The sequence below is a fragment of the Hydrogenophaga pseudoflava genome (assembly GCF_004353865.1).
Classification (GTDB): Bacteria; Pseudomonadota; Gammaproteobacteria; order Burkholderiales; family Burkholderiaceae_C; genus Hydrogenophaga; species Hydrogenophaga pseudoflava.
Map to the genome: position 1 here is coordinate 2,650,092 of NZ_CP037867.1, position 26,933 is coordinate 2,677,024.

Genomic DNA, 26,933 nt, shown 5'->3' on the forward strand with positions numbered 1-26,933 from the left:
GATAGCCCCCATGCCCGCCATCCAAAGCCAAATCGATCCGCAATCAGAGAGTTTCCAGCGCGAGCGCGAGCAGATGCTCGCGCTGATCCACCACTTTCGTGACTGCGAAGACCGCGTGCGCAACACCTCCAACAGCCAGGAGTCCAAGTTCCGCGCGCGCAAGCAATTGCTGCCGCGTGAGCGCATCGCGCTGCTGCTCGACCGCGGCTCCGAATGGCTGGAGTTTTCCACGCTCGCGGGCCTGCGCATGCACGACGACGATGGTGACAAAAACGTGCTCGGCGGCGGCATCATCACCGGCGTCGGCAGAGTGTCGGGCGTGCGCTGCGTGGTGATCGCGTCCGACAGTGCGATCAAGGGCGGCACCATCACGCCCATGGGCATGCGCAAGAGCCTGCGTGCCGAAGCCATCGCGATGGAAAACAAGCTACCCGTGGTCCGCCTCGTCGAGTCGGGCGGCGCGAACCTCATGCACGTGGGCGAGGTCTTCATTGAAGGCGGGCGCGGCTTTGCCAACCAGGCGCGGCTCTCGGCCGCTGGCATTCCGCAGATCTGCGTGATGCACGGGCATTCGACGGCCGGCGGCGCCTATCTGCCCGGCATGTCCGACTACGTGATCATGGTGCGCGGACGTGCCAAGGCGTTTCTCGCAGGCCCGCCGCTGCTCAAGGCCGCGACGGGCGAAATCGCCACCGACGAGGAACTGGGCGGTGCCGAAATGCACTGCACCACCTCGGGCGTGGCCGAATACCTGGCCGAAGACGACGCCGACGGCATCCGCATTGCGCGCGACATCGTGGCGCGTCTGCCCTGGAACGACAAGCTGCCGCTGCGCCCCTCCAGGACCTGGAAGGAGCCGCGCTATGCCATCGACGAGATCGTGGGCACCGTGCCCGTCGATTTTCGCCACCCCTACGACATGCGCGAGGTGCTCGCACGCATCATCGACGACTCCGACTTCCTCGAGTTCAAGGCCCTGTACGGCAGCGCCACGGTGTGCGGCATGGGCGCCATCGAAGGGCAGCCCTGCGGCTTTCTGGGCAACAACGGTCCGATCGATCCGCAGGGCGCGACCAAGGCCGCGCAATTCATCCAGCTGTGCAGCCAGTCGGGCACGCCGCTCGTCTTTTTGCAGAACACCACGGGCTTTCTCGTGGGCAAGGACGTGGAGCAGGTCGGCATCATCAAGCACGGCGCGAAGATGATCCAGGCCGTCACCAACGCCACCGTGCCGCGCATCACGCTGATGATCGGCGCCTCTTTCGGCGCCGGCAACTATGGCATGTGCGGCCGCGCCTACGACCCCCGTTTTGTCTTTGCCTGGCCCAACTCGCGCGTGGCCGTGATGGGTGGCGAGCAAGCTGCGACGGTGATGCGCATCGTCACCGAAGAAAAATTTGCCCGCACGGGCAAGACGCCGCCGACCGACGCCATGCAAGCCATGCGCGCGGAAATCCTGCAGCGCTTCGACATGGAATCGCACGCCTTCTTCGCCACGGCGCGTCTCTGGGACGACGGCATCATCGACCCGCGCGACACCCGCCGCGTGCTCGCCACCACCCTGGCCGTGTGCCGCGACGCAGAAGCCCGTCAACTGAACCCCAACACCTTCGGTGTCGGCCGGATGTGAGAAAGCCCATGCGTTTCACCAAGATCCTGATCGCCAACCGTGGCGAAATCGCCTGCCGCGTGATCCGCACGGCCAAAGCCCTGGGCTACCGCACCGTGGCCGTTCATAGCGAGGCCGACGCCCAGGCCCTGCACGCCGCCCTGGCCGATGAGGCCGTGTGCATAGGCCCGCCGCCCGTGCGCGAGAGCTACCTGAACACCCAGGCGCTGCTGCGCGCTGCGGCCAGCACAGGGGCCGATGCCGTGCACCCGGGCTATGGCTTTCTGTCCGAAAACGAAGCCTTCGCGCAAGCCTGCCAGGACGCCGGGCTGGTCTTCATCGGGCCAGACCCCGAGGCCATCCTGCACATGGGCAACAAAGCCGGCGCCAAGCGCCTGATGCTCGCTGCGGGCGTGCCCTGCGTGCCCGGCTACCAGGGCGCCGACCAGTCCGACGCCACGCTGATCGCGCAAGCACGCGAAATTGGCTTTCCCATCATGGTCAAGGCCGCAGCCGGCGGCGGCGGTCGTGGCATGCGCCTCGTCGCCAAGCCCGAAGACCTGCCCAACGCACTCGCCAGCGCACGCTCCGAAGCCCAAAACGCCTTCGGCAGCGACGAGCTGATCCTCGAGCGCGCCGTGATCGAGCCGCGCCACGTCGAAGTCCAGGTGTTCGGCGACCGGCACGGCAACATCATCCACCTCGGCGAGCGCGACTGCTCGATCCAGCGCCGCCACCAGAAAGTGTTCGAAGAAGCGCCCTCGCCCGCCGTCTCGCCCGAGCTGCGCGCGCGCATGGGCGCCGCCGCCGTGGCCGCGGCCCGCGCCGTGAACTACGTGGGCGCAGGCACGGTGGAGTTTCTGCTCGACCGCGACGGCAAGTTCTACTTCCTCGAAATGAACACGCGCCTGCAGGTCGAGCACCCCGTGACCGAATGCATCACCGGTCTGGACCTCGTCGCCTGGCAGATTGCCGTGGCGCGCGGCGAGGCGCTGCCGCTGACGCAGGAACAGGTGCAGCTCGCGGGCCACGCGATCGAAGTGCGCCTGTACGCCGAAGACCCGTACGCCGACTTTCTGCCGCAAAGCGGCGACGTGCTCGTGTGGCAGGCGCCCAGCGGGCCCGGCGTGCGCGTGGACCATGGCCTGATCGCAGGCCAGGCCGTGAGCCCGCACTACGACCCGATGATCGCCAAGATCATCACCTGCGGCGCGACGCGCGAAGAAGCGCGCCGGCGCTTGATCGGCGCGCTGCAAAACACGCAGTTGCTGGGGCTGGCGAACAACCGCTCCTTCCTCGAAGCCGTGGCCGGGCATCCGGTGTTCGCCGCAGGCAAGGCCACCACGGCCTTCATCGCGCAGAACTTCGACGCTGCGCAGTGGGTGCGTCCACAGCCCGACTCGCTCGCGCTCGCACTTGCGGGCGTGCTCTGGTTCGATGCCACCACGCCCGCAGGCGCGCGCCCGTGGCGCACCACGGGGCCGGCGCGCTGGCCCATGACGCTGGGCGAAAACGGGCACCGCCACCTCATCTTCGTCACCGCGCTGGACAGGCACGACTACCGCATCGAATGGGGTGCGCAGGTGCACCAGATCCGGGTGCTCGAACGCAGCGGCGCGAAGCTCAGCCTGCTCGCCGACGGCGTGCGCCAGCAGGCCCTTGCGGTGTTCCACAACGGCTCCTTGCATCTGGAATTCAAGACGCTGAGCGCCTGTTTCGAAGACCTGACCTACGCGCCACCCGCCGGCGCCGAAGGCAGCGCCGAGGCGCGCATCGTTGCGCCCATGAACGGCAAGGTGCTGGGCGTGTTCGTGCAGCCCGGCGAGCGCGTCGAAAAGGGCCAGCGCGTGGCCGTGCTCGAAGCCATGAAGATGGAACACCAACTGCTCGCGCGCCGCGACGGCATGATCGATCAGGTGTTCGTGCGCGTGGGCGACCAGGTACCGTCCAAGGCCGTGCTGGTGTCGCTGGTGCAAGAAGAAAGCGCTTGATCGGCCGCCCGCCCCGCTCGCACACCCCTCACCACCGAAGCGAAGATCACAGGAGCCCCCCCATGTCCACCACCGCCCAGGGAGCCAGTCCTTTTTACACGGCCGAGCACGCGGCTTTTCGTGACCTCATGCGCCGCTTCGTTACAAAGGAAATCACGCCCTTCGTCGATGAATGGGACGACGTGGGCAGCTTTCCGCGCGAGCTCTATCGCAAGGCCGCCGAAGTCGGCCTGCTGGGCCTGGGCTTTCCCGAGGCCTATGGCGGCAACGACGGCGACCTGTTCATGACCATCATCGCCTCGCAAGAACTCGCGCGCTGCGGCGCGGGCGGCGTGCTGGCCAGCCTGCTGTCGCACACCATAGGCTGCCCGCCCATCGTCAACGTGGGCAGCGAGGCGCTCAAGCAGCGCGTGCTGCCGCCCGTGCTGCGCGGCGAAAAGATCAGCGCGCTGGGCATCACCGAGCCCTCGGGCGGCTCGGACGTGGCCAATCTCAAAACCACGGCGCGGCGCGAGGGCGAGCACTACGTCGTCAACGGCTCCAAGACCTTCATCACCTCGGGCATACGCGCGGACTTTTACACCGTGGCCGTGCGCACCGGCGGCCCCGGACCCGGCGGCGTCTCGCTGCTGCTGGTTGAAAAAGGCACGCCCGGCTTCACGCAAACGCCGCTGAAAAAAATGGGCTGGTGGTGCTCGGACACCGCCGCGCTGTACTTCGACAACTGCCGCGTGCCCGTGACAAACCTGGTCGGCCAGGAAAACCAGGGTTTCAAGGCCATCATGAAGAACTTCAACCGCGAGCGCATCTTCCTCGCTGCGGGCAGCAACGGTTTTGCGCGCGTGTGCCTCGACGAGGCGCTCGCCTGGGCCAAGCAGCGCGAGATGTTCGGCGGCAAGCTCATCGACATGCAGGTCACGCGCCACAAGCTCGCCGACATGGCCATGCGCATCGAGGCCACGCAGGCCATGCTCGAGCTGCTGGCCTGGCGCGTCGAACAGGGCGAGCATCCCGTGGGTGAAATTTGTCTGCTCAAGAACCAGGCCACGCAGACCATGGCTTTTTGCGCCAGCGAGGCCGTGCAGATCCACGGCGGCGCCGGCTTCATCCGCGGTGTCACCGTCGAGCGCATCTACCGCGAGGTCAAGGTCAACGCGATCGGCGGCGGCGCCGAAGAAGTCATGCGCGACCTGGCCTCGCGCCAGCTCGGTTTCCATGCATGAAATCGGTCTCCAGTGCACGAATTTCCTGCATAAGCAGCTGCATATAAGGTAGCAACAGGTTTACCCAAGATGCCCTCCACCCTTGCCACCGCAGCCGCTACCGGCGCCATGCCGCAAGACCTGCACCGTGCCCTGCGCGAGGCATTGCAGACGGCGCCTGGCATAGACGGCAGCGGCGGCTTTCCACGCGACTGGTGGGCCCACCTGGGCCGCGGCGGCATGCTGGGGCTGGGGTTTTCGGCCGATGGGCGCCCTCCTGTGGCCGACGCCGTGCAGGTCAGTGCGCTCGCGGGGCAAATCACGCACGCCACGGGCAGCCTGGGGCTGGGCATGGCCTGGATGATGCAACAGATGCTCGGGCGCTACGTGCTCGGCCCGCTCTTGCAGCAAGGCGCATCGGGCACATTGAGCGCATCGCACGCACTGCTCACACAGCTGCTGGCGTCCATGGCTGCGGGTGAATGCCTGCTCGCGCTCGCCATTTCCGAGCCCGGCGTGGGCGCACAGCCCAAGCACTTGCGCACACGCGCCGTGCTGGACCGTGATGGCGAGCACTGGATACTGGACGGCCACAAGGCCTTCGTCAGCAATGGCCCTGCCGCCGATGCCATCATCGTGCTCGCCGTGAGCGCCGAGCACGAGGGGCACAAGCGCTTCGACGCCTTCTTGCTCGACACCCAAACGCCCGGCCTCGCGCGCGAAGCGAACGCGGGCGTGCAAGGTCTGGCGCCGCTGGGGCATTGCGACCTGTTACTCGCATCTTGCCGTGCTTCTGCGAGCCGGCGTATAGGCGCGCCTGGGCAAGCCTTTGAAACCATCGCACGACCCGTGCGTGCCGTCGAGGACGCGCTGCTGCTCGGCCCGCTGCTCGGCGCCATGCAATGCGAACTCGAAGCGCTGGCGCGTGCGCTCGGCATGGCGGCCGCAACGTCGGGCGATACCAGCGTCTCCAATACAGCCGCCACCGACGCCGTGCGCGAACTCGGTGCGCTGCAGCTCGAATGGCAGGCGCTGCATGCCGTGCGCGACGCCGTCGCCCGCCAGCTCGAAACGCAGGGCTACGAGGAAGCGCTGGCCTACTCCACCGTAGGCGCGCGCCGCCTGCTCGAACGCTGGCAGACCGCGTATGAAAGGGCCTGCGAAGCGGCGTCGCAAGCCGTGTCTCTCGCACCGCTCTTTGCCGAAAACAGCGCGCAAGCCGGCGCAGCGCCGCTTTCTCTCGCCCGTGATCTGCGTCTGGTGCTGGGCATCGCGCGCGGCGTCGCGCAATCTCGTCAACGCCAAACGGGGCAGCAGTTGCTCCACTCCATCTCCTCATGAAAACAGAGCATTCCGACCATTTCGCATCCATAGACCGCGTCGCCCAGAGCTTCGCTGCCGCCAACTACATCGCGAGCCCCGCGATCGCCACCTCGGTCTATCTGGGCTTTCAGCTCGAAAAGCCCATCCTGATCGAAGGCCCGGCCGGCGTGGGCAAGACCGAGCTCGCCAAGAGCATGGCCGAAGTCCTCGACGTGCCGCTGATCCGCATGCAGTGCTACGAAGGCCTGGACGAATCCAAGGCGCTGTACGAATGGAAATACGGCAAGCAGCTGCTCTACACCCAACTGCTCAAGGACAAGCTCGGCGAGATGATGCAGGGCGCCCAGGGCCTGGCCGAATCCATGGACAGGCTGCACGCGCACGACGACCTGTTTTTCAGCGAACATTTTCTGGAGCCGCGCCCGCTGTACCAAGCCCTGCACCAAGAAAAAGGCTGCGTGCTGCTGATCGACGAAATCGACAAGTCCGACCCCGAGTTCGAGGCCTTCCTGCTCGAAGTGCTGTCGGACTTCCAGGTCTCGGTACCCGAACTCGGCACCATCAAGGCCAAGGTCAAGCCCATCGTCTTCCTGACCAGCAACAACACGCGCGAGATGAGCGATGCGCTCAAACGCCGCTGCCTGCACCTGCACATCAGCTTCCCCGAGCCGGCGCTCGAGCGCCGCATCCTCGAGCGGCGCGTGCCGGGCCTGTCCGGCACGCTCAACCGCGAGCTGGTCGCCTTCATCCAGGCGGTGCGCCAGCTCGATCTCAAAAAGCTCCCCTCGGTCAGCGAAACCATAGACTGGGCCAAGACGCTGCTGCTGCTCAATGCCGAACACCTGAGCCTGGACCTGGTGCGCGACACGCTCAACGTGTTCCTGAAGTTCGAGCAGGACATTGCCACGGCGAATGAGCAGATGGGGAATCTGTTGCAACAAGCCCGCAAGGACGCGGAGCTGTCCCATGCAAGCCACGCTTGAAGACTTTTTCAAGGCGCTGCGCGGCAGCGACCTCGAAGTGCACCTGAACGCGCAGGTCGATGCGGCGCGCGCCGTCGAGCTCGTCGGCTGGAGCGACCGCACGCTGCTGAAAAACGCGCTCGGCACCACGCTGGCCAAGACCACGGCAGACCGCGTGCTGTTCGACGAGACCTTCGACCGCTTCTTTCGCTGCGATGCGTTCCAAAAACCGACGGGCAGCGCATCCGGCGCAGGCCAAGCCGTCCCGCAAGGCGCGGATCAAAGCAACCCTGACCAGCCCAAGGACGAACCACCCCAAACGGGCTCGGGAAGCCCCGGCGGCTGCCAGGGCAGCGGCGGGCAGGCGCTGTCGCAGCTGCTGCTCTCGGGCGACTCGGCGGCACTCGCCAAGCGCATGCAGGAGGCCGCGCGCGAAGTCGGCCTGACCGACATCTGGTTCTTCACGCAAAAAGGCTACTACACGCAAAAAATCCAGCAGGCCATGGGGCTGGAGCTGCTCGACCGCGAAATCGCCGACGCCAAGCGCCAGACCATGGTGCCCGAGCGCGCCAAAGAGCTCGAACTTGCGCGCAAGCGCCTGTTCAACGAGGTGCGCAACTTCGTCGAGCGCAAGCTCGCGCTCTACGGCACCGCGCCCACGCGCCAGCTGCACGACGATTTTCTGCAGACGCAAAAGCTCTCGAACATCGAAAAACGCGACTTCGAGCGCATGCACATCATCGTGCGCAAAATGGCCAAGCGCCTGGCCGAGCGCCACGCGCGGCGCAAAAAGCAGCGCGTGCGCGGCCAGCTCGACTTCCGCAAGACGCTGCGCAAAAACGCGGCCTACGGCGGCATCCTTTTCGAGACCTTCTGGCGCACCAAGGTGGTGGATAGACCGCGCGTGATCGCCATCTGCGACGTGAGCGGCTCGGTACGCCAGTACGCGCGCTTTTTGCTCTTGTTCCTATACAGCCTGGACGAGCAATTGAGCGGCGTGCACAGCTATGCGTTCACCAACCATCTGGTCGATGTCAGCGACACCTTCACGCAGTTGCCGGTCGAGCAGGCCGTGGACAAGGTCATCCAGGCCGTGGGCGGCTCGGGCACTGACTATGGCCAGACCTTGCTCGACATCGAAGAGCAACTGCTCGACCAGATCGACCGCCGCACCACCATCCTGTTCCTCGGCGACGCGCGCAACAACCGCGGCGAGGCGCACACCGAGGTCATGCGCCTGCTCTACGAGCGCGCGCGCCGCGTGATCTGGCTCAACCCCGAGCCCACCTCGTTCTGGGGCCTGGGCGATTCGGAGATGAAGCGCTACGCGCCCTATTGCCACATCGCGCGAGAGTGCAACTCGCTCGTGCAGCTCGAAGGCACGCTCGACGCGCTGCTGCGCACGCACGCGGCCAGCGCCTGAGACGCATCCCCACGCAACCCCGTTTTTCACAGAGGAGAATTTCTTGAGTACCCCCGCCTGCCCGCAAGATCGCATCACCGCCTGGAAGCAAAAGTGGAACGAGAGCCCGTTCCTCAAAGCCCAGGGCCTCGAAGTCAAAGAAACCGGCGTGGGCCGCGTCACCGTGCGCCTGCCGCAAGTGCAGCCGACCCAGCTCGGCGGCGGCGGCACCGACAACGAGCTCAACAGCGGTGTGCTCAATGGCGGCGTCATTTCCTACATGTTCGACGGCGCGCTCGGCTGGGCCATCATGTCGGCGCTCATGGACCTTCCCGAAGCGAAAGAAATCAACCCCACCGACCTGCGCCAGTTCACCATCAATCTCGACATCACCTTCCTCGACGCCGCTATGGGCTCGCACTTCGAGGCGCATGGCCGCATCGTGCGCGTGAGCAAGTCCACCGCCTTTGCCGAGGGCGACTTCGTCGATGCCAACGGCAAGGTCTGCGCGACGGCCAAAGGCATCTGGCGCGTCTTCTGGCCGCGCAACAAGATTGTCGCAGCCCGTTGATACCAGACGGCCGCCAGCCCCTGTCCCACCACTTCACCCAACCCACCGGAGACAAACATGACCAAGACCACCCTGCGCATAGGCAGTGCCTCGGGCTTCTGGGGCGACACAGAATTCGCCGCCGCCCAATTGGTGCAGCAAGGCAACATCGATGTCCTGGTGTTCGACTATCTGGCCGAGATCACCATGTCGCTGCTCAGCCGCGCCAAGGCCAAAGACCCGGCGCAGGGCTATGCACCGGATTTCGTGGCCACCCTCCAGCCCCTGATGAAGGAGCTGAAGTCGCGCGGCATCAAGGTCATTGCCAACGCGGGCGGCGTCAACCCGTCCGCCTGCCGCGCCGCGCTGGTTGCGGCGGCCCAGGCCGAGGGCGTCGACCTGGCGATCGCCGCCGTGCTGGGCGACGACCTGATGCCGCAGGTGGAGGCACTGCGGGCCGCCGGCACCCAGGAAATGTTCTCCGGTGCGCCGTTCCCGCAGAAGGTGATGAGCGCCAACGCCTATCTGGGCGCCTTCCCGATTGCGGCTGCGCTGCAAGCCGGCGCCGACATCGTCGTCACCGGACGCTGTGTCGACAGCGCGGTGACGCTGGCGCCGCTGATCCATGCCTTTGGCTGGACCGCCGACGAATACGACCGCCTGGCGCTTGGCAGCCTGGCCGGACACCTGATCGAGTGCGGCACGCAGGCCACCGGCGGCAACTACACCGACTGGGACACGGTGCCGGGCTGGGACGACATGGGCTTTCCGATCGCCGAGTGCCGCGCCGACGGCAGCTTCATCATCACCAAGCCCGAAGGCACCGGCGGGCTGGTCTGCCCCTCGACCGTGGGCGAGCAGATGCTCTACGAGATCGGCGACCCGCGCGCCTACATCCTGCCCGACGTGGTGTGCGACTTCACCGGCGTAACGCTCACGCAGATCGGCCCCGACCGCGTCGAAGTCAAGGGCGCGCGCGGCCGCGCACCGACCGACCAGGCCAAGGTCAGCGTCACCTACGCCGACGGCTTTCGCGCCATGAGCCTGTTCATGATCGGCGGCATCGATGCCGGCGCCAAGGCGCAGCGCGTCGGCGCGGCCATGCTGGCGCGCATGCGCCGCCACTATGCGCAGCGCGGCTGGCCCGACTTCACAGAAACCTGTGTCGAAGCCATCGGCGCCGAAGACACCTACGGCCCGCATGCACGGCCTGATGCGCGTGAAGTCATGCTCAAGGTCGGTGTGCGCCACCCACTCAAGGACGCGCTCGAACTGTTTTCGCGCGAAGTGGCGCCGCTGGCCCTGATGTCGGCCCCGGCCATCACCGGCTTCACGGGCGGCAGGCCCAAGGTGCAGCCGGTGGTGCGCTTGTTCTCCTGCCTCGTTCCCAAGAAACAGGTGGCCGCGAGCATCGACATGGGCGGCCAGGCCGTCGCGCCGCCGCCGTGGCACGGCCAGCCCTTCGATCCGGCGGCCCTGCCCCCGGTCGGCGGCCCCCTGCCCCCCGCAGACGCCTTTGCGCGTGGCACCCGCACCGTGCCGCTGGTGCGGCTGGCGTGGGGACGCAGTGGCGACAAGGGCGACGCCGCCAACATCGGCATCCTGGCGCGCAAGCCCGACTACCTGCCCTTCATCCGCGCCGCACTGACGGAACAGGCGGTGGCGGCCTGGTTTGCCCACCTCGTCAAGGGCAGCGTGCAACGCTTTGACCTGCCCGGCACGCACGCGCTGAACTTTCTGATGCACGAAGCCCTGGGCGGCGGCGGCATCGCTTCGGTCCGAATGGACTCGCAAGGCAAAGCGTTTGCGCAGATGCTGCTCGATTTTCCGGTACCCATCCCGGCCGACATGGCACTTTGACAGACCCCACGACCCAACAACACGGAGACCAACACCATGACCACTTCCTCTACCCCCACCGGCAACAACACCGCCGCCGCTCTGCGCGCGCGCATCCGCGACGTGCAGGAAGCCGCGCGCGGCGTCACCGCGCTGTACCCACGCAGCTACATCCTCCAGTGCATCAAGGAAGACCGCTTCCCTGACGAACTGTGGCAAAAGCTGGGCGAGTTCGGCCTGCTCGGCCTGTCGATCCCCGAAGAATACGGCGGCTCCGGCGGCGGCGTGCTGGAGATCACCGCGCTCAACGAGGCGCTCGCGCTGGCCGGCGTGCCCACGCTGTTTCTGGTCGTCACCGGACTGGCCCGGGTGCCGATCGCGCGCCATGGCACGCCCGAGCAGATCCGCAAGTTCGTCACGCCGACCTGCACCGGCGAGACGAAGATGTGTTTTGCCATCACCGAACCGAATGCCGGCACCAACAGCTTCGCGATGAGCACACTGGCCACGCCTGACGGCGACGGCTGGGTGCTGAACGGCCAGAAGGTGTTCATCTCCGGGGCACGCGATGCCGACCACATGCTCGTGGTGGCGCGCACCACACGCGCCGCCGAGGTCAAAAACCGCACCGAAGGCATGTCGCTGTTCGTGCTGGACATGAAGACGCCCGGCATCCAGCTGACGCAACTCAACATCCAAGTCGAGACCGCCGAGCGCCAGTACATGGTGTTCTTCGACAACGTCAAGCTGCCCGCCGACGCGCTGATCGGCGAGGCCGGCAAGGGCGCCAAGCTGATGTTCGAGGGCCTGAACTCCGAGCGCCTCCTGGCCGCTGGCGCCGCCATCGGCCTGGGTGACTATGCGCTGGCCAAGGCGGTGGCCTATGCGAAGGATCGCAAGCCCTTCGGCAAGCCGATCGGCTCGTATCAGGCGCTGCAGCACCGCATGGCGCAGGCCAAGGCCCAGATCGAGGCGGCGCGCCTGATGACCTACAACGCCGCCGAACGCTTCGACGCTGGCGAAGATGCCGGCGCGCACGCCAACATGGCCAAGCTGCTGGGCTCGCAGGCTGCCGTGGCCGCCGTCGAGGCTGCGCTGCAAACCCACGGCGGTTACGGTTTTGACCGCGACTACGACATCGTGACGCTTTGGCCGATGGTGCGTCTGCTGGAGATCGCGCCGATCAACAACGAAATGCTGCTCAACTACATCGGCGAACACGTGCTGGGTTTGCCAAAGTCGTATTGAACCTGGAAACCCCAGTTGACCGGATGAACGCCATCCCCGGCATCAGGCTCCCGAACCGGGACTCGCGGCACTGCGGCTGTCGGTCGCAATTTTCAGAAATTCACGTGTTTGTGCACCGCTGCTATTGGCAGGTGCAGCCACCTGCTCTCTGAACATGTGCTCCACTCGCTCCCGACCCGCTTCCGCAGCGGCCAAGCGACCGCGAGGCCGACCGCGCAAGACACCAGACCAGCGCGACGACGGCAACCGCCGACAAGACCTCATCCAGGCCGCGGCGAATTTGTTTCGGCGTCATGGCTTCAACGGTACAAGCACACGTCACATCGCCTCTGCCGCCGGCATGCATTCCGGGTCGCTCTTTTGTCACTTCAAGAGCAAGGAGGCGCTGTTGTACGAGGTGATGCAGAAAGGCATGCGCAGCGCTCTGGCGCGCCAGACGATTGTCCTGCGTGGGAAACACGACTCTGCGGCCACGCTGCGGCAGCTGATCCGTTTGCATTTCGAAACGCTACTGGAATCGAACAGCGACTTCATGTGGGCAGTACTCTACGAGTCGCGCGCACTCAACACTCGGCAGCTCCGTCTCATCGAAGAGCTTCAAGGCAACTACGAAGCAGCATGGACGCCCGTGCTCCATGAACTCGCATCAACCGGCTGTCTGCGGGCCGAGGTACCCTTGGCGCGCCATTTGATCTTCGGCTCACTGAACTGGTCATTACAGTGGTTCGACGCAAAGAATGGAGCTTCGCTGGATGACCTGACCGACGCGATGGTGGCGCTGGTGATGCACGACACGTCGCGATAGCATATGGCGACTGACGAACCTGACACAGTTTGACTCGACCTGCCTGCTGCCAGTTTGCAACTTACCCTGGGTTGTCGGATTCTCATGGCCACAGCTTTTTGTAGTTGCCCAGTATTTTTACTGCCCGTCTGCTCCCACCGAAACAAGATAGCCAACAGAGGAGTCAGGCTCGATTCCTAGACACCCCCCTCGGAGGGCATTTGCGGGCCGACCGCTTACTTGTTGTAGTCGGCAACCACCTTCCACTTGCCATCGACAATTTGCGACAGGCGCGACGCATCGCTGCCAAGCCGCTTGGTCGGTGAAAAGATCATCTGCGGGCCGCCAAAGATGTCAGGCGGGAAGGTCATCGCATCCATCGCCTTGATGAAGCTGTCGGTCGTCAGATTCTGGCCAGCTTTTTGAGCCGCCTTGCCAAAGATGTCAATGGTGTTGTAACCATAGACCGAGAACACCCCCGGGTCTTCGTTGAACTTGGTCTTGTATTTGTTGGCCCAGAAGCGGATCGGCTGCGAATCGTCGTCCAGATAAGGGTTTTGCACCGTCATGGTCGCGTACAGCCCGTCCATGGCTTTGCCGCCGAGTTTGTGGATCAGGTCGGCGTAGGTCGCCGTGGAACCGATAAACGTTGGGTTGTAGCCAAGCTTACGAGCCGTCGCAATGCCGCCAATGGTTTCACGAATGACGGTGCCCAGCACCACCAGATCACATTCGGATGCCTTGAGCTTGGCGACCTGCGACGAAAAATCCGTGGCGCCGCGCTTGAACGTGGTCTTCTCGACCATGGTCATGCCAATGGCTTTGAGGCCTTCGTCCGCGCCGCGCTGCACTTCCAGTCCGTACTCATCGTCCTGGTACATCGAGCAAACTTTTTTGGCATTCTTCTCCTTGACGAGCCTGGGCAGGGAGAGTCTCATCCCGTCGTAGTAAGAGGCCAATTGGGAGTACTTGAGTCTGTGAAACGGCTCATACATTTCACGGGCCGCAGTCAAGGGAAAGAAGTTGATCACGTTTTTGTCAAACTGCACCGGCATGGCGGCCAGGTTTTGCGCCGTTCCGATATGGCCCATCATCATGAAAATTTTGTCTTGGTTGACCAGCTTCTGCGCGGCCAGCACGGCTTTTTTGGGGTCATAAGCCGAGTCTTCCACAATGAGTTTGAGCTTGCGGCCATTGATGCCACCCTGCTCATTGATTTCATCCACCCGCAGCATCATGCCAAGACGGGCCTGCTTTCCAGCACTCGCCAGCGGACCCGAGAGATCCTGAATCGAGCCCAGGGTGATCTCGGTCTTGCTGACGCCCTGACTTTGGGCCTGGGCAAGTGTCGCCGACAAACCAGTGGCCAGTGCCAGGGCGGCAAGCGTCATTGTCGATTTAGGTTTCATCACTTATCTCCATAAAAATCAAAAAATTACCGGTACATCGCCTCAATTTGGCAAGCGTACTTCTTTTCCACCAACTTGCGTTTTAGCTTCATCGTCGGAGTCAGTTCTTCGTCTTCTGCCGTCAGTTGCGTGTCGAGCAGGAAAAACTTCTTGATCTGTTCTACTCTGGCAAATTTCTTGTTGACCCGTTCAATCTCGGACTGGATTAATCCCAGTACTTCGGTGGTGCGCGTCAAGCTGGCGTAATTGCTGAAGGGTATGTCCCCATCCTGGGCAAACTTTTCGACGTTTTCCTGATCGATCATGATGATGGCTGTCAGGTAGGGGCGCTTGTCGCCAATGATCACGGCATCGGTGATGTAGGGCGAAAACTTCAGCTCGTTTTCGAGCTCGCTCGGCGTGACGTTTTTGCCGCCGGCCGTGATGATGATGTCTTTCATCCGGTCGGTGATGCGGAAAAATCCGTCTTCGTCCATGAGGCCGACGTCGCCGGTGTGCAGCCAGCCCTCAGCGTCAATTGCCTCGGCGGTTTTTTCGGGCTGGTTCAGGTAACCCATGAACACATTGGTGCCACGCACGAGGATTTCCCCGGTGGTGGGGTCTAGTTTGACTTCGTTGTAACTGGCCGCCGGGCCGATGGAGCCGGGTTTGATGCGGCTGGCCGGCACGCCGGTCGAGGCGCCGCCGGTTTCCGTCATGCCCCAGACCTCCAGCATGGGCACGCCCAGCGCCATGTACCACTTGACCAGTTCGGGCGAGATCGGGGCGGCACCGGTCACGCAAAAGCGCGCGCGGTGTATGCCTATCAGCTTGCGCGCATTGTCCAGCGCGATCCAGCTGGCGATCATGAACTGCAGTTTGAGCCAACGGCTGATCGGCTGACCCGCCATGACCTTGTCGGCGATCCGGCTGCCCACGCCGATGCTCCAAGCGTAGGCGGCCTGCTGCAGCCGGCTGGATTCTTTCAGGGCGATCATCACACCGGAGTAGAACTTTTCCCAGACGCGGGGCACCGCCAGAAATACGGTCGGTGCGATCTCGCGCACGTTTTCTGGAATGGTCTCGGGGTTTTCGACAAAGTTGAGTTTGGCGCCCGTATAGAGCGCAAGGTATTCCCCTCCCATGCGCTCAGCAATATGGCACAGAGGCAGAAAACACATGCGCTCATCGTGCTCGTCCTGCGCCATCAGCGTGTTGAAGCCGCGCGCCGTGAACACCAAGCCCTTGTGGCTGTGCATGGCACCCTTGGGCTTGCCGGTGGTGCCCGAGGTGTAGACCAGGATGGCCAGGTCCTCGGGCCGGCAGGCCCGGCCGCGCGCCTCGACCGCGCCCGGATGCTGGGCGAGGTACCCGCGCCCGAGCTCGCGCAGATCGGCGAGACTGATGACATCGGGCTCGTCCAGATCGCGCAGGCCTTCCATGTCAAACACCACGATCTTGCGCAGGCCGGCAAGCGCGCTGCGCACTTCGAGGGCCTTGTCGAGCTGTTCATCATCCTCGACAAACAGTATGGCGGTTCGGGAGTCTTCGCAGAGGTAATGCACCTGCGACGCAGCGTCGGTGGGGTAAATGCCGTTGGCCACGCCGCCGCAGCTCAGCACGGCCAGATCGGCCAGCACCCATTCGATCACGGTGTTCGACAGGATGGACGCGCATTGCCCCGGCGCAAAACCCAGGCTCAGCAGGCCGCCGGCGATCTCGCGCACGGCCTCGCCGGTCTGGTTCCAGCTCCAGCTGCGCCAGATGCCGAGTTTTTTCTGCCGCAGCCAGATTTTGTCCCGGCGCTGTTCGACCGCGTTCCAGAACATCGCCGGAATGGTCTCACCCTCAAGCACCACGCGGGTTTCGGGCTGGACGTGGGAGAGATCCCAAAGATTAGACATAGAGCCCCCACGCTTGCCACTGCGTGTGCTGCGCTGCCCCTCGAGGGGGCGCAGCGCCTGCGGACTGGCAAAGCCTGATCCGCGGCTCCGGCTTGGCGAATTCTTCGGTCATCTTCATCTCCATGTTTTTTTCTTCTTCCAGCGCCGCTCGCTGCGCACGCCGTCTTCCTTCATGCCCAGATAGAACTCCTTGATGTCTTCCTTTTCCCGTAGCCGGGCACAGGTGTCTTCCATCACGATGCGCCCGTTTTCCAGCACGTAGCCGTAGTCGGAAGCGTTCAGGGCCATGTTGGCGTTTTGTTCGACCAGCAAGATGGTGGTACCGCGCTCGCGGTTGATGCGCACCACGATCTCGAAGATTTCCTTGGTCAGCTTGGGCGACAGGCCCAGGCTGGGCTCGTCGAGCAGGATCAGGTCCGGATTGGCCATCAGCGCCCGGGAAATGGCCAGCATCTGCTGCTGTCCGCCCGAGAGCAGGCCTGCATCCTGCATGGCGCGCTCCTTGAGGATGGGGAAGTACCGGTACACCGTTTCCATGTCGCGCGCCACGCCGTCGCGGTCCCTGCGTGTGTAGGCGCCCATGAGCAGGTTGTCATGCACGCTCAGCAGTGGAAACACCTCGCGGCCCTCCGGCACATGACTCAGGCCCTGCTGGACGATGTAGACCGGGTCCTGCGCCGTGATGTTGCCGCCCTTGAACTCGATCGAGCCTTTGCGTGGATCGATGATGCCGGAGATGGTTTTCAGAATGGTGGTTTTGCCGGCGCCGTTGGAGCCCAGCACGGTGGCAATTTCGCCGCGGCGCACCTGCAGGCTGACGCCGCGTATGGCCTTGATCGGGCCGTAGGCACTCTCCACGTTGAGCAGCTTGAGCATGGGCTGGTCGTTGACGGGCGGCGTTGCGGCGCTCATTGGGCACCCCCGCGCAGATCAGGTGCCTGGTACGGTCGGCGCAGCGAGGACACATCGTCGATGGAGCCGAGGTAGGCCTCGATCACGCCAGGGTCGTTCTGCACTTCGCGCGGGGTGCCCATGGCCAGGACCTCGCCCTGGTTCATGGCCAGCACACGGTCGGAGACCTTGGAGACCAGCGTCATGTCGTGCTCCACCATCAGCACGGTGATGCCCAGTTCGTTCTTGATGTCCTGGATCCAGAAGGCCATGTCGTCGGTTTCCTCCACATTGAGCCCCGAGGACGGTTCGTCGAGCAGCAGCAGTCTGGGTTCGGTGCACAGTGCCCGGGCCAGCTCCACCACCTTGCGCACGCCGTAGGGGAGGCCGGCGACAAATGAATCGCGGTGGTGCTGCAGGTCCAGCAGGTCAATGACCTGCTCGGCTTTTTCGCGCGCCTGCAGCTCGGCTGCGCGGGTTTTCCCGGTGAAAAATATTTCGCTCCAGAGACCCGTCTGCCGGTGCGTGTGCCTGCCGATCAGCAGGTTGTGCAGCACCGTGGCATGTTCAAACAGTTCGATGTTCTGGAAGGTGCGCGCAATGCCCAGCGCCGCAATCTTGTGGGGCGGCTGATCCGTCAGCTTCACGCGCATGTAGTCGATCTCGCCGGAGGTCGGTGTGTAGATGCGGCTGATCAGGTTGAACAAGGTGGTTTTACCCGCGCCGTTGGGTCCGATCAGCGTGAACACCTCGCCCTGCTTCACGTCGAAGCTGACGTTGTTGACGGCCAGCACGCCACCGAAACGGACGCTGAGGTTTCGTGCCGATAGCAGGGGCTGGTCGGCAGTTTGTTGGGTGTCGGTCATTTCAAGCGATCCGATTTCTGGTAGGTTTTTTGACGCTTGAACATGCCTTTGCGGTAGAACGGAAAGGTCTGCAGGTAGGTGCGTATCTTCAACCAGCGTCCATACAGCCCCAGCGGTTCAAACAGAACGAAGGCAATCAGCACCATGCCGTACACCACGCCTTGCAGGCCCGGCGCCTGTCCGATGGCCGCGGGGAGGTAGTCCTTGACCAGCGCAATGGCCTGCGGCATGGAGATCAGGAAGATGGCGCCCAGAAAAGCGCCGTGCACCGAGCCCAGGCCGCCCACCACGATCATCAGCAGCAGGTCGATCGACTGCAGGAGGTTGAACTGATCGGGCGAGATAAACTGCAGCTTGTGGGCATACAGCGCGCCCGCAATGCCGGCCAGCGCGGCAGACAGCGCAAACGACAGCGTCTTGTAGCGGGCCAGGTGAATGCCCATGCTTTGTGCCGAGATTTCCGAATCGCGGATGGCCACAAAGGCGCGGCCGGTCGGCGAGCGCAGCAGATTGAGAATGGCCAGCGTCGCGCCGATGGCGATCACCAGGCAGAGAAAGTAAAAGGCTTCCCCGCTACCCAGTTTCCAGCCAAACAGGTCGGGCGCCTTGATGTGGATACCGGCATTGCCGCCGGTGACGGATTCCCAGCGCGCAAATACTTCTTCGATGATGAAGCCGAACGACAGTGTGGCCATCCCCAGGTAAATGCCTTTGACGCGCAGTGCCGGCAGCCCCACGATCAGCCCGACTGCGGCGGACAGGCCCGCAGCGCAGGCCAATGCGATCGGGAAGGGCAGGCCGGCGTTCGTCAGGACCGCCTGCGTGTAGGCACCGACGCCGAGAAAGGCCGCGTGGCCCAACGAAAACAGACCGGTAAACCCGACCGCCAGCATCAGTCCGAGTCCGGCGACGGCGTAGATCAGGATGAAAGTCAACTGGGCCAAGTAGTACTCGGCAAACAGCCACGGTGCTGCGAGCAGCAGCAGCAACAGGACGCTGTACCAGAACACATGGCCGCCATGCTTGGCAAGATTGATGTCCTGCCCGTAGTCGGTCTTGAAGATAAATCTCATGTCTTTTGTTTTTCTGGTTGCAGTGAGCGACACGAAGTGAAAGCGTGGGGGTTCATACTTTCTTACGGAGTTTTTCGCCGAACAGGCCGTTGGGTTTGACCATCAGCATGATCAGCACCACCACATAGGGAGCAATGTCCTTGAAGCCGTCGGGCAGGTAAAAACCCGACAGCGACTCGACGATGCCGATGATCAGGCCGCCCACAATCGCGCCGGGCAGGCTGCCAAAACCGCCGACCACCGCCGCCGGAAAAGCCTTCAGGCCGATGAAGCCCATGTTGGCGTGCACATAAGTAATCGGTGCCAGCAGCAGGCCGGCGATGGCCGCCACGGCAGCAGCCAAGCCCCACACCAGGCCGTTGAGCCGCTTGACCGGAATGCCCATGTAATACGCAGCCAGCTGGTTTTGCGACGAGGCCTGCATGGCGATGCCCAGTTTGCTGTACTTGAAAAGTGCAAACAGCATCAGGCACAGCACGGCGGTGCTGCCGATGACGGCCATCTGCTCGACGTTGAGGATCAACGCACCTTGCGCGTTTGCGTCCCCGCCGATTTTCCAGATCATGTCCTTGTACGGCACGGGCAGGGTGTGGGTTTCGGTGCCTATGCCCGGGATCATGGTGATCAGGCCGCGCGCCGTGTAGCCGACGCCGATGGTCAGCATCACAATCGAAAACGCCGGCTGGCCGAGGATGGGCCGGATCACCAGCCGCTCCAGCAGCACGCCAAACAGCGCCATGCCGGCGATAGAGCTGAGTACCGCCAGCCAGAACGGAAAACCGAGCAGGGCCATACTGGCAAGCCCGCCAAACGCGCCCAGCATCATCAGCTCGCCTTGCGCGAAGCTCACGGTTTCGGTGGCCTTGTAGATGAGAACGAAACCCAGGGCAATGAGCCCGTAAATGCAGCCTTGCGCGATGCCGCTGATGATCAGTTGGAGTAATTGCACTTTGTCTCCAGAATTTTCTTTCTAACTGTCATTTGTTTGACGAGGCGGATTCTATCGTTGAAAAAGGAGGGCACAAGAAATTTGCCCCAGGGCTAACCCTTGGGTGATTCGATGCATGGCCCAGCGAAACCCGTAGCAGTCGTTCAAGGCCTGACATCGGCCTTGGCCGCAACGAAGTCAGGGCCCGGTGACGACAGCCGCACCGCTTGCCACCAGCGCCTCGATGTCGCTGGCCGAACAGCCGCTCTCGCGCAGCACGGCGGCGGTGTGCTCGCCCAGACGCGGCGCCGGCACCAGTTCGCCCACGTCGTGACCAACCCAGCGCGCGGGCACGCCGAAGGTGCGCAGGGGGCCTTCGCTCGGATGCTCTACATGGTGGAAGAAGCCGACGGCAGACAGGTGCGGGTCATCGAGCAGGGACTCCATGGTGTTCAGTGGCATGGCGGGCACGTCAATGCGTTCGAACAGCGCCAGCCAGTGCGCCGAGCTGCATTCGCGCAGCGTCTCGCCGAGAAAGCCATACACCTCGTCGATGTGCCGGGTGCGGCTCGCCAGATCGGCGAACCGCGGATCGGCCAGCAGGTCGTCGCGCTCGACGCTGCGCAGAAAACGCTGCCAGTGTCCGTCGTTGTAGACCAGCGCACAGATGTAGCCATCGCTGGTGGCGTACGGCCGCCGCCCCTGCGACAACAGCCTCACATAGCCGCAGCCGCCGCTGGGCGGCTCGAAGGTGTGCCCGTAAAGATGGTCGGAGAGCACGACGCTGGCCATGGTTTCGAACATCGGCACGTCGATGCGGCAGCCCCGCCCGGTTCGCTCGCGCGCGTACAGCGCCATCGCAACGCTGTGCGCGGCGTGCAGCCCCACCATCCGGTCGGCGATGGTCAGCGGCACGTAGCGCGGTTCGGGCAGTCCGGCACGGCGTTGCAGATCGGCGATCCCGACAGCTCCCTGGATCAGGTCGTCGTAGGCCGGCCGGCCCGCGTAGGGGCCGTCCTCGCCATAGCCGTACATGCCGCACCAGACGATGCGCGGGTTCAGCGCCGAGACGCTCTCGAAGTCCAGTCCGAGCCGCTCGATCGATGCCGGTCGCAGGTTGTGGATGAACACATCGGCATCCGCAATCAAACGCCGCATGGCCGCCAGGCCGCCCGGCTGCTTGAGATCGAGCACGACGCTGCGCTTGTTGCGGTTCAGGTGGAGGAACATCGGACCCATGCCAGCGTTGCGGCCGGGGCCGATGTGGCGCGTCGAATCGCCCTCGGGGGATTCGATCTTGATCACGTCCGCACCATGGTCACCGAAAATTTGTGTCGCATACGGCCCCATCAACACTGCGCTAAGGTCGATCACACGCACGCCAGCCAGTGGCCCTGCGGGCGCAGCCTTGTCTTGTTCGTTCGTCATCAGCTCCTCCGATCGATTTGAGGCTTCCTCAGCGTCATGTTGTGAGGAAAACCCGGTTGACGGCTGTGCATCCTACCGATATTCTCATACTTGAATGGGTATTCCGATATCAGAACAAGCAGGGGGCATCAATCCAATGAGCATGTCAATAGCCTCCCAGCGGGAACAAACGGGCGTTGCGCACCGCGACCGCGTGGATCAGACGCCGATGTCGGTGACACGCGTTCTGCAACTGCTGCGGCTGCTGGCCGACCAGCCCGGCGGCCTGGCGCTTGCGCCTTTGTGCGTTTCAATGAATGCGCCGAAGACCAGCGTGCTCTCGCTGTTACGGGGCCTCACGGCCCATGGCTACCTGCAACGCAGCGACGCGGTGTATCGATTGGGCCCCGAATCGTTCTCTCTCGGGGCTTCGCTGTTGTTGGCACGCTCGCTCGACATCGTGGCCATGCCGTTCCTGCGCGAAGCGGCAACGCGATCCGGCGAGACGGCCCTGATCGCCACGATCGACCGCACCGCTGGCCAACTCATCTACAGCCCGATCATCGAGAGCACGAGAACGATTCGATACGCCGTGCCGGCCGGAACGACGCGACCGCTGTTTGCCTCATCCGCCGGTCGCGTACTGCTCGCGTTCCAGGACGAGGCATGGCGCCGCGAATACCTGCAAAACGCCGACCTGCGTGCAATGACCGAGCACTCTGTCACCGACCGAAAGCAACTTGCGCGCATCATCGAACAGGTCCGGGTGGACGGCGTGGCCGTCACGATCGGCGAGGTGGCTCCCGACGTTGCGGGCTTTTCAGCCCCGATCTTCGAACCCGATGGGCGCGTGAACGCGGCGCTGATCGTCGCCGCGCCGCTTGAGCGCGGTCGCGCCGCGGCCGGTGACCTGCAGCGCCTGGTGGTGGAGTTGGCAGCCAATATCTCTCATGCGCTCGGATATCCGCGCGGGACAGGCATTATGAGAGATGGCAGCTCGTCACGTCCGAAAAACGAATCGAATCCGCCGCTTGCGGCATGACGAGGCGGTACAGAAGCGCGCAACGACTTGAAAAGGAGACTGAGCCCATGAACAACGAACTTCTCTACGAGGTGAGCGACGGCATCGCCGTCATCACCATCAACCGCCCAGAGCGCCGCAATGCACTGAGCCGGTCCGTGCGCGAAGGCTTTTTCGAGGTCTGGCGCCGCTTCGAAGCCGACGCCGATGCCCAGGTGGCCATCCTCACCGGAGCCGGCGACAACTTCTGCGCCGGCATGGATCTGGTCGAAGCGGCCGATACCCAACTGCGCATCCCACCGCCGGGCTTCATGGCCGTACTCGGCGACACCGTCGAAGTCACCAAGCCCGTCATCGCCGCGGTGCAGGGCTATGCCTATGCTGGCGGCTGGCTGCTGGCGCAGATGTGCGACCTGTGCGTAGCCGACGAGACCGCCAGGTTCGCCATCACCGAAGCCAAGGTCGGGCGGGGAATGCCGTGGGCTGCGCCGGTCATCCACATGCTTCCGCAGCGCATCCTGATGGAAGTAGCAATGACCGGCGACCCGCTGACGGCGCAGCGCGCCTACGAACTCGGTTACATCAACCGCCTGATGCCCAAGGGACAGGCGCTGCAAGGTGCCAAAGAGCTGGCCGCCAGACTCATGGCCAACGCGCCGCTGACGGTGCGCGCGGCCAAGGAAATGGTCCGCATGTCCACCGAAATGGGGCGGACCGCCGCGCTACGGGCCTCCAATCGCGCGTTCGACGCCGTCTATCTCAGCGAAGACGCGCTTGAGGGTCCGCGTTCGTTCCGCGAAAAGCGCAAGCCCCAGTGGAAGGGCCGTTGAAATGAGCGCTCTCACGGCTACACGCATTCCATCGTCGGCCGCAGGCCTCCCCCCCCGCATCACGCAGGAACTGGCCGCGCGCAGCGCCGCCCTGTGTTATACCGATCTGCCCGAGGATGTGCGTCTGCGGGTCTGTCAGTGTCTGCTCGACTGGATCGGGGTGACGCTGGCTGGCGCGTGCGAGCCGCTGGTGCACATGCTTGCCGAAGAGGCGCGCGAGCAAGGCGGCCACGCCCAGGCCACGGTAGTTGGGCATGCCATGGCGACCTCGACCCGGCAGGCGGCATTGATCAACGGCGCTGCCTCGCACGCGCTCGATTACGACGACGTCAACATGGCCTGCACCGGCCATCCCTCGGTAGTCCTGATCCCGGCCTTGCTGGCCTTGGCCGAGTCGCGCGGCGTCAGCGGACGCGACTTCATGACCGCCTTCGCCGCAGGCTACGAAACGATGTGTCTGTTGGGGCTGGCTACCGGCGAGGCACAGTACGCCAAGGGTTTCCACACCACGGCCACGCTCGGTACGATCGGCGCGGCCGCAGCCTGCGCGCGCTTGCTGCAACTCGACGCCGACGACACCGCCACCGCGTTCGGCATCGCCAGCACGATGGCCGCCGGGCTGAAATCCATGTTTGGCACCATGTGCAAGCCCTTGCACGCCGGACGCGCCAGCGCAGACGGTCTGCAAGCGGCTCAGTTAGCCGCACGTGGTTTCACCAGCTGTGCCGATGCGATTGAATGTCCGCAAGGCTTCATGGCAACGCACGGCGGCAACGCATCACTGGAAACGGCCGTGCCCAACGGCGGTTGGCACCTGCGCCACAACCTGTTCAAGTTCCACGCTGCATGCTACGGAACCCATGCCGCCATCGAAGCTGCACGCCGCTTGCGCCTGCAACACGCACTGCGGCCTGAAGATGTCCGCTTCGTGACGGTGCGCGTCGGGGCCGCCAGTGAAGGCGTGTGCAACATCGCAGAGCCGCTCACCGGGCTCGAGGCCAAGTTCAGCCTGCGTCACACGGTGGCAATGGCGCTGGCCGGGGTCGACACCGCTGGCCTGGACAGCTTCAGTGACGACGCAGTGCACGCGCCCGATGTGGTGGCACTGCGCGAGCGCGTGACAGTCGAACTCGCGCCACAATGCCCGGGGCTGACGCTCGGCGAGGTGGTGATCGAGACCCATACCGGCACCATGCTGCGCCAGCGCCACGATAGCGGACGCCCGGCCAAGGACCTGCACGAACAGCAGCAGCGGCTGGAGGACAAGTTCCGTCGTCTGGTCGAGCCGGTGCTCGACGCGTCCGAGCGCGACGCGTTGATCGACATGGTGGCCCGGCTCGACACCCTGACCGATCTCTCGCCGCTTGCAGGCATGCTGGCCCGCCGGGCGTGCGCCCGCCTGCTCTGAAGATACCGCCCGCCAGCGCCCGCATGTCCACAATGGCTTTCAGAAGATAGCTCGGCCAGTCCTGTCCGACGAGCAGGTGCTTTTCCCGTGTCGATCATCGACCCGTCATTGGTTTTTGCTTGGATTGCGCTCGATGCGCCCCAGCAGCCGCTGCAGCATGGCAATCGTCTCGCCGCGCTCGCGCTGCTGAGGGTGGTGGCCCACTGCCGGTAGCGCGGTCACCTCAAGCGGCATCCGTCCGTTCTGGAACAAAGAAACCGCGCTGGGGCGCCAGCCGTATTCATCGTCACTGCCGAACAGCGCCGCCACCGGGCAGCGCACCGCGGCAATCTCGGCACTCATGTCCCATTGCAAGGCGCTTGGGCTGGCCCAGGGCTCGTACCAGCCCCAGAACATGGTATCGGTGTTGTCGCCATGGTGGCGTTTGAGCTTGTCGCGCAGTCCTTCGTGTTCGAAGGCGCGGCGCGCGCCGGACATGGCGTTGACCATGAACTGATCGAGCGCGATGGTCGGTGAGCAGGCGAGCACGCCGCACACCAGTTCGGGATGTGCCGCCGCCGCAAGCACCGACATGGCTCCGCCGTCGCTATGGCCGAACATCAGCGTCTGGCGGATGCCGAAGTGGCACAGCACCTCGCCCAACACGGGGCCGGCTTCCTCGCGCCGGTAACTCGGCTCACGTCCGCCGACCAGACGCTCGGAGCGCCCGTAACCAAAACGGTCGTAGGCCAGCACAGGCCAGCCGCTGGCCTCGGCCAGTGCCTGCGGCAGGTCTTTCCAGGTGGTGATGCAGTCCAGCCCGCCGTGCATCATGACGATGGTCGGGCGTCCGGCACCGATCTCGCCCCAGGTGGCTGCGGCGAGCCGATGGCCGCCCGCGAACAGTTCGTGTTTTTTCATCATGTCAATCGGTCCCTTTGTTGCGCACTGCAGAGGCCCGGCATGCGTTATTGATCCGGCCCTTTGATGTATCAACTTCCGTTCAGGCTGAGCTTGTCGAAGCCCTTCGACAAGCTCAGGGCGAGCGGTTCAAGCTTCACCTGGCCGGATCAATAGTCTGGGCCGGCCACAGCCTACAGGTCAGCCTGTCCGGTCAGCAGTTGGCGCGCGATGGTGCGGCGTTGGATCTCGCCGGTGCCGTCGGGGATGCGCATCACGCGCGCGAAGCGGTAGCCGTCTTCCAGCCGCAGTTCGTTGGTCAGGCCCATGCCGCCGTGGATCTGGATGCTGCGGTCCATGACGCGCCCGAGCATCTCGGTCGAGAACGCCTTGACCATGCTGACCTGCGCGGTCGAGGCCTGGCCGCTGTCGAGGCGCCAGGCGCAGTTCTGGATCATGGCCTTGGCAGCGTAGATGTCCATGGCGCTGTCGGCCAGCATGAACTGGATCGCCTGGTGCTCGGCGATCGGTACGCCGAAGGTCTTGCGCACCTTGGCGTATTCAAGTGCCTGGTCCAGCGCCCATCGCGCCAGCCCCAGGCACGAGGCGGCCATGCCCATGCGCCCGGCATTGACGCCGTCCATCGCCACCGCCAGACCGCGCCCGACTTCGCCGAGCCGGTACTCGTCGCGCACACGCACGCCGTCAAGCACGATCACCCCAGTGTCACCGCCCAAGTGGCCCATGGTGTTGATGACGCGTGGCACGGAAAAGCCGGGCGCGCGCGTGTCAACGAAGAAGCCGGTGACGCCGCCCTTGTGGCGCGCCGCAGCCTCGGGGTCGGTCAGCGCAAACACCATCGCGTAATCGGCGTAAGGCGAGTTGGTGATCCACTGCTTGGTGCCGGTGAGCACCCATTCGTCGCCATCACGCACGGCGCGGGTCTTCATGCCGAACGCGTCCGAACCGGCGTCGGGCTCGCTCAGGCCGAAGCACAGGGTCTTGTCGCCGCTGGCGATGCCGTCGCGGTAGCGGGCAAGCACCTCGGGGTTCAGGTGCCGCAGCACCGGCGATAGGCCATTGGTAAAGGGCGATGGCAGCACGACCGTCTGGACCAGCGGCTGAGCGGGACCGACGCGGTGGTTGAGGGCCTCCTGCACATGGACCATGGCCTGCGCGCCCAGCCCACCGCCGCCCAGTTTCTCGTCGCCGAACAGGGTGTAAAAGCCGAGTTCGGCCGAGCGCTTGCGCACCTGCTGGCGCAGCGCCAGCACCTCCGGGACGTAGCGGCCGCTGGCGTCGAACAGGGTGCGTTCGCTGCCCAGCAGGTCGTGATGGCGCTCCTGCAGCGGCAGCACTTCACGCTCGACGAAGCGCAACACGGCCTCGGCAATCGCCACGGTGTCGGGATCGAGGGTGAAGTCCATG

22 protein-coding genes and 1 pseudogene are annotated in these 26,933 nt (G+C 64.4%); 14 read left to right on the plus strand and 9 right to left on the minus strand.

The genetic code is table 11. The annotated features are described in order from the left end of the window. The first annotated feature begins 10 nt into the window (after nt 1-10). From HPF_RS12760 to HPF_RS23905, 11 genes and pseudogenes are all read left to right on the plus strand, one after another. Nucleotides 11-1,630 carry an acyl-CoA carboxylase subunit beta gene (locus HPF_RS12760; protein ID WP_133156818.1) on the plus strand — a complete coding sequence of 540 codons (1,620 nt, stop codon included), beginning with the start codon at nt 11-13 and terminating at the stop codon, nt 1,628-1,630. Nucleotides 1,631-1,638: 8 nt separating this feature from the next. Beyond that, nucleotides 1,639-3,600, plus strand: coding sequence for an acetyl/propionyl/methylcrotonyl-CoA carboxylase subunit alpha (locus tag HPF_RS12765; protein ID WP_060983939.1), 1,962 nt, complete (start codon nt 1,639-1,641; stop codon nt 3,598-3,600). Between the two features lie 62 nt (nt 3,601-3,662). Next, nucleotides 3,663-4,823 (plus strand): acyl-CoA dehydrogenase family protein, encoded by a 1,161-nt coding sequence (locus HPF_RS12770; RefSeq protein ID WP_060983938.1) that lies wholly within the window; start codon nt 3,663-3,665, stop codon nt 4,821-4,823. Between the two features lie 69 nt (nt 4,824-4,892). Further along, complete coding sequence (locus tag HPF_RS12775; protein WP_060983937.1) at nt 4,893-6,143, plus strand: acyl-CoA dehydrogenase family protein; 1,251 nt, start codon at nt 4,893-4,895, stop codon at nt 6,141-6,143. After that, nucleotides 6,140-7,108, plus strand: coding sequence for an AAA family ATPase (locus HPF_RS12780; RefSeq protein ID WP_060983936.1), 969 nt, complete (start codon nt 6,140-6,142; stop codon nt 7,106-7,108). Before HPF_RS12775 ends, HPF_RS12780 begins: the two co-directional genes overlap by 4 nt. Further along, on the plus strand, nt 7,092-8,510 hold the full coding sequence (locus HPF_RS12785; RefSeq protein WP_066788344.1) for a vWA domain-containing protein: 1,419 nt from the start codon (nt 7,092-7,094) through the stop codon (nt 8,508-8,510). The genes HPF_RS12780 and HPF_RS12785 overlap by 17 nt, the downstream gene beginning before the upstream one ends. A 43-nt stretch (nt 8,511-8,553) precedes the next feature. Further along, entirely contained in the window at nt 8,554-9,060 is a 507-nt protein-coding gene (locus HPF_RS12790) for a PaaI family thioesterase (RefSeq protein ID WP_060985341.1), read from the plus strand. Between the two features lie 57 nt (nt 9,061-9,117). Further along, the gene (locus HPF_RS12795) at nt 9,118-10,899 is read left to right on the plus strand and encodes an acyclic terpene utilization AtuA family protein (protein ID WP_133156819.1); all 1,782 of its coding nucleotides are present in this window, start codon (nt 9,118-9,120) and stop codon (nt 10,897-10,899) included. Between the two features lie 36 nt (nt 10,900-10,935). Further along, nucleotides 10,936-12,126, plus strand: coding sequence for an acyl-CoA dehydrogenase family protein (locus HPF_RS12800; RefSeq protein ID WP_060983765.1), 1,191 nt, complete (start codon nt 10,936-10,938; stop codon nt 12,124-12,126). 154 nt (nt 12,127-12,280) lie between these two features. Continuing rightward, nucleotides 12,281-12,511, plus strand: a pseudogene (locus HPF_RS23900) (TetR/AcrR family transcriptional regulator); the annotation flags it as partial. A 12-nt stretch (nt 12,512-12,523) separates the two neighbouring features. Next, on the plus strand, nt 12,524-12,931 hold the full coding sequence (locus HPF_RS23905) for a TetR-type transcription factor C-terminal domain-containing protein (protein WP_243721777.1): 408 nt from the start codon (nt 12,524-12,526) through the stop codon (nt 12,929-12,931). Between the two features lie 215 nt (nt 12,932-13,146). On the opposite strand, the gene HPF_RS12810 is transcribed toward HPF_RS23905, so the two are convergent. From HPF_RS12810 to HPF_RS12840, 7 genes are all read right to left on the minus strand, one after another. Further along, nucleotides 13,147-14,319 carry an ABC transporter substrate-binding protein gene (locus tag HPF_RS12810; RefSeq protein ID WP_060983763.1) on the minus strand — a complete coding sequence of 391 codons (1,173 nt, stop codon included), beginning with the start codon at nt 14,317-14,319 and terminating at the stop codon, nt 13,147-13,149. 26 nt (nt 14,320-14,345) lie between these two features. Beyond that, a complete protein-coding gene (locus HPF_RS12815) occupies nt 14,346-16,202 on the minus strand; it encodes an AMP-dependent synthetase/ligase (protein ID WP_060983762.1) in 1,857 nt (618 codons plus the stop codon). Between the two features lie 114 nt (nt 16,203-16,316). Next, the gene (locus HPF_RS12820; RefSeq protein WP_060983761.1) at nt 16,317-17,114 is read right to left on the minus strand and encodes an ABC transporter ATP-binding protein; all 798 of its coding nucleotides are present in this window, start codon (nt 17,112-17,114) and stop codon (nt 16,317-16,319) included. Continuing rightward, the gene (locus tag HPF_RS12825; protein WP_060983760.1) at nt 17,111-17,959 is read right to left on the minus strand and encodes an ABC transporter ATP-binding protein; all 849 of its coding nucleotides are present in this window, start codon (nt 17,957-17,959) and stop codon (nt 17,111-17,113) included. Before HPF_RS12825 ends, HPF_RS12820 begins: the two co-directional genes overlap by 4 nt. Beyond that, complete coding sequence (locus HPF_RS12830; protein WP_133158107.1) at nt 17,956-19,032, minus strand: branched-chain amino acid ABC transporter permease; 1,077 nt, start codon at nt 19,030-19,032, stop codon at nt 17,956-17,958. Before HPF_RS12830 ends, HPF_RS12825 begins: the two co-directional genes overlap by 4 nt. Before the next feature lie 52 nt (nt 19,033-19,084). After that, nucleotides 19,085-19,981 carry a branched-chain amino acid ABC transporter permease gene (locus HPF_RS12835; RefSeq protein ID WP_060983758.1) on the minus strand — a complete coding sequence of 299 codons (897 nt, stop codon included), beginning with the start codon at nt 19,979-19,981 and terminating at the stop codon, nt 19,085-19,087. Between the two features lie 177 nt (nt 19,982-20,158). Beyond that, nucleotides 20,159-21,388 (minus strand): CaiB/BaiF CoA transferase family protein, encoded by a 1,230-nt coding sequence (locus HPF_RS12840; protein ID WP_060983757.1) that lies wholly within the window; start codon nt 21,386-21,388, stop codon nt 20,159-20,161. Between the two features lie 142 nt (nt 21,389-21,530). Between HPF_RS12840 and HPF_RS12845 the strand changes: the two genes are divergently transcribed. The 3 genes from HPF_RS12845 to HPF_RS12855 are packed head-to-tail and all read left to right on the plus strand — an operon-like array spanning nt 21,531 to nt 24,626. Continuing rightward, nucleotides 21,531-22,409 carry an IclR family transcriptional regulator gene (locus HPF_RS12845; protein ID WP_243721575.1) on the plus strand — a complete coding sequence of 293 codons (879 nt, stop codon included), beginning with the start codon at nt 21,531-21,533 and terminating at the stop codon, nt 22,407-22,409. Nucleotides 22,410-22,456: 47 nt separating this feature from the next. Next, a complete protein-coding gene (locus HPF_RS12850) occupies nt 22,457-23,218 on the plus strand; it encodes an enoyl-CoA hydratase-related protein (RefSeq protein ID WP_060983756.1) in 762 nt (253 codons plus the stop codon). Between the two features lies 1 nt (nt 23,219). Next, nucleotides 23,220-24,626: an MmgE/PrpD family protein gene (locus tag HPF_RS12855; protein WP_133156820.1), complete on the plus strand. Its 1,407-nt coding sequence runs from the start codon at nt 23,220-23,222 to the stop codon at nt 24,624-24,626. A 105-nt stretch (nt 24,627-24,731) separates the two neighbouring features. Here the strand turns inward: HPF_RS12855 and HPF_RS12860 are convergent, their stop codons facing one another. Both HPF_RS12860 and HPF_RS12865 read right to left on the minus strand, forming a co-directional pair. Further along, nucleotides 24,732-25,529, minus strand: coding sequence for an alpha/beta fold hydrolase (locus HPF_RS12860; RefSeq protein WP_066697328.1), 798 nt, complete (start codon nt 25,527-25,529; stop codon nt 24,732-24,734). A 170-nt stretch (nt 25,530-25,699) separates the two neighbouring features. Further along, entirely contained in the window at nt 25,700-26,932 is a 1,233-nt protein-coding gene (locus HPF_RS12865) for an acyl-CoA dehydrogenase family protein (RefSeq protein WP_133156821.1), read from the minus strand. Between the last annotated feature and the right edge of the window lies 1 nt (nt 26,933).

Excerpts from the sequence above, each read along its gene's own strand:
- HPF_RS12830 (WP_133158107.1), bottom strand. The coding sequence starts at position 19,032 with ATGAGATTTATCTTCAAGACCGACTACGGGCAGGACATCAATCTTGCC.
- HPF_RS12785 (WP_066788344.1), top strand. The coding sequence starts at position 7,092 with ATGCAAGCCACGCTTGAAGACTTTTTCAAGGCGCTGCGCGGCAGCGAC.
- HPF_RS12765 (WP_060983939.1), top strand. The coding sequence starts at position 1,639 with ATGCGTTTCACCAAGATCCTGATCGCCAACCGTGGCGAAATCGCCTGC.
- HPF_RS12840 (WP_060983757.1), bottom strand. The coding sequence starts at position 21,388 with ATGACGAACGAACAAGACAAGGCTGCGCCCGCAGGGCCACTGGCTGGC.
- HPF_RS12865 (WP_133156821.1), bottom strand. The coding sequence starts at position 26,932 with ATGGACTTCACCCTCGATCCCGACACCGTGGCGATTGCCGAGGCCGTG.
- HPF_RS12845 (WP_243721575.1), top strand. The coding sequence starts at position 21,531 with ATGTCAATAGCCTCCCAGCGGGAACAAACGGGCGTTGCGCACCGCGAC.
- HPF_RS12800 (WP_060983765.1), top strand. The coding sequence starts at position 10,936 with ATGACCACTTCCTCTACCCCCACCGGCAACAACACCGCCGCCGCTCTG.
- HPF_RS12795 (WP_133156819.1), top strand. The coding sequence starts at position 9,118 with ATGACCAAGACCACCCTGCGCATAGGCAGTGCCTCGGGCTTCTGGGGC.
- HPF_RS12820 (WP_060983761.1), bottom strand. The coding sequence starts at position 17,114 with ATGAGCGCCGCAACGCCGCCCGTCAACGACCAGCCCATGCTCAAGCTG.
- HPF_RS12780 (WP_060983936.1), top strand. The coding sequence starts at position 6,140 with ATGAAAACAGAGCATTCCGACCATTTCGCATCCATAGACCGCGTCGCC.
- HPF_RS12810 (WP_060983763.1), bottom strand. The coding sequence starts at position 14,319 with ATGAAACCTAAATCGACAATGACGCTTGCCGCCCTGGCACTGGCCACT.
- HPF_RS12825 (WP_060983760.1), bottom strand. The coding sequence starts at position 17,959 with ATGACCGACACCCAACAAACTGCCGACCAGCCCCTGCTATCGGCACGA.
- HPF_RS12850 (WP_060983756.1), top strand. The coding sequence starts at position 22,457 with ATGAACAACGAACTTCTCTACGAGGTGAGCGACGGCATCGCCGTCATC.
- HPF_RS12770 (WP_060983938.1), top strand. The coding sequence starts at position 3,663 with ATGTCCACCACCGCCCAGGGAGCCAGTCCTTTTTACACGGCCGAGCAC.
- HPF_RS12860 (WP_066697328.1), bottom strand. The coding sequence starts at position 25,529 with ATGATGAAAAAACACGAACTGTTCGCGGGCGGCCATCGGCTCGCCGCA.
- HPF_RS12775 (WP_060983937.1), top strand. The coding sequence starts at position 4,893 with ATGCCCTCCACCCTTGCCACCGCAGCCGCTACCGGCGCCATGCCGCAA.
- HPF_RS12815 (WP_060983762.1), bottom strand. The coding sequence starts at position 16,202 with ATGTCTAATCTTTGGGATCTCTCCCACGTCCAGCCCGAAACCCGCGTG.
- HPF_RS12760 (WP_133156818.1), top strand. The coding sequence starts at position 11 with ATGCCCGCCATCCAAAGCCAAATCGATCCGCAATCAGAGAGTTTCCAG.
- HPF_RS12855 (WP_133156820.1), top strand. The coding sequence starts at position 23,220 with ATGAGCGCTCTCACGGCTACACGCATTCCATCGTCGGCCGCAGGCCTC.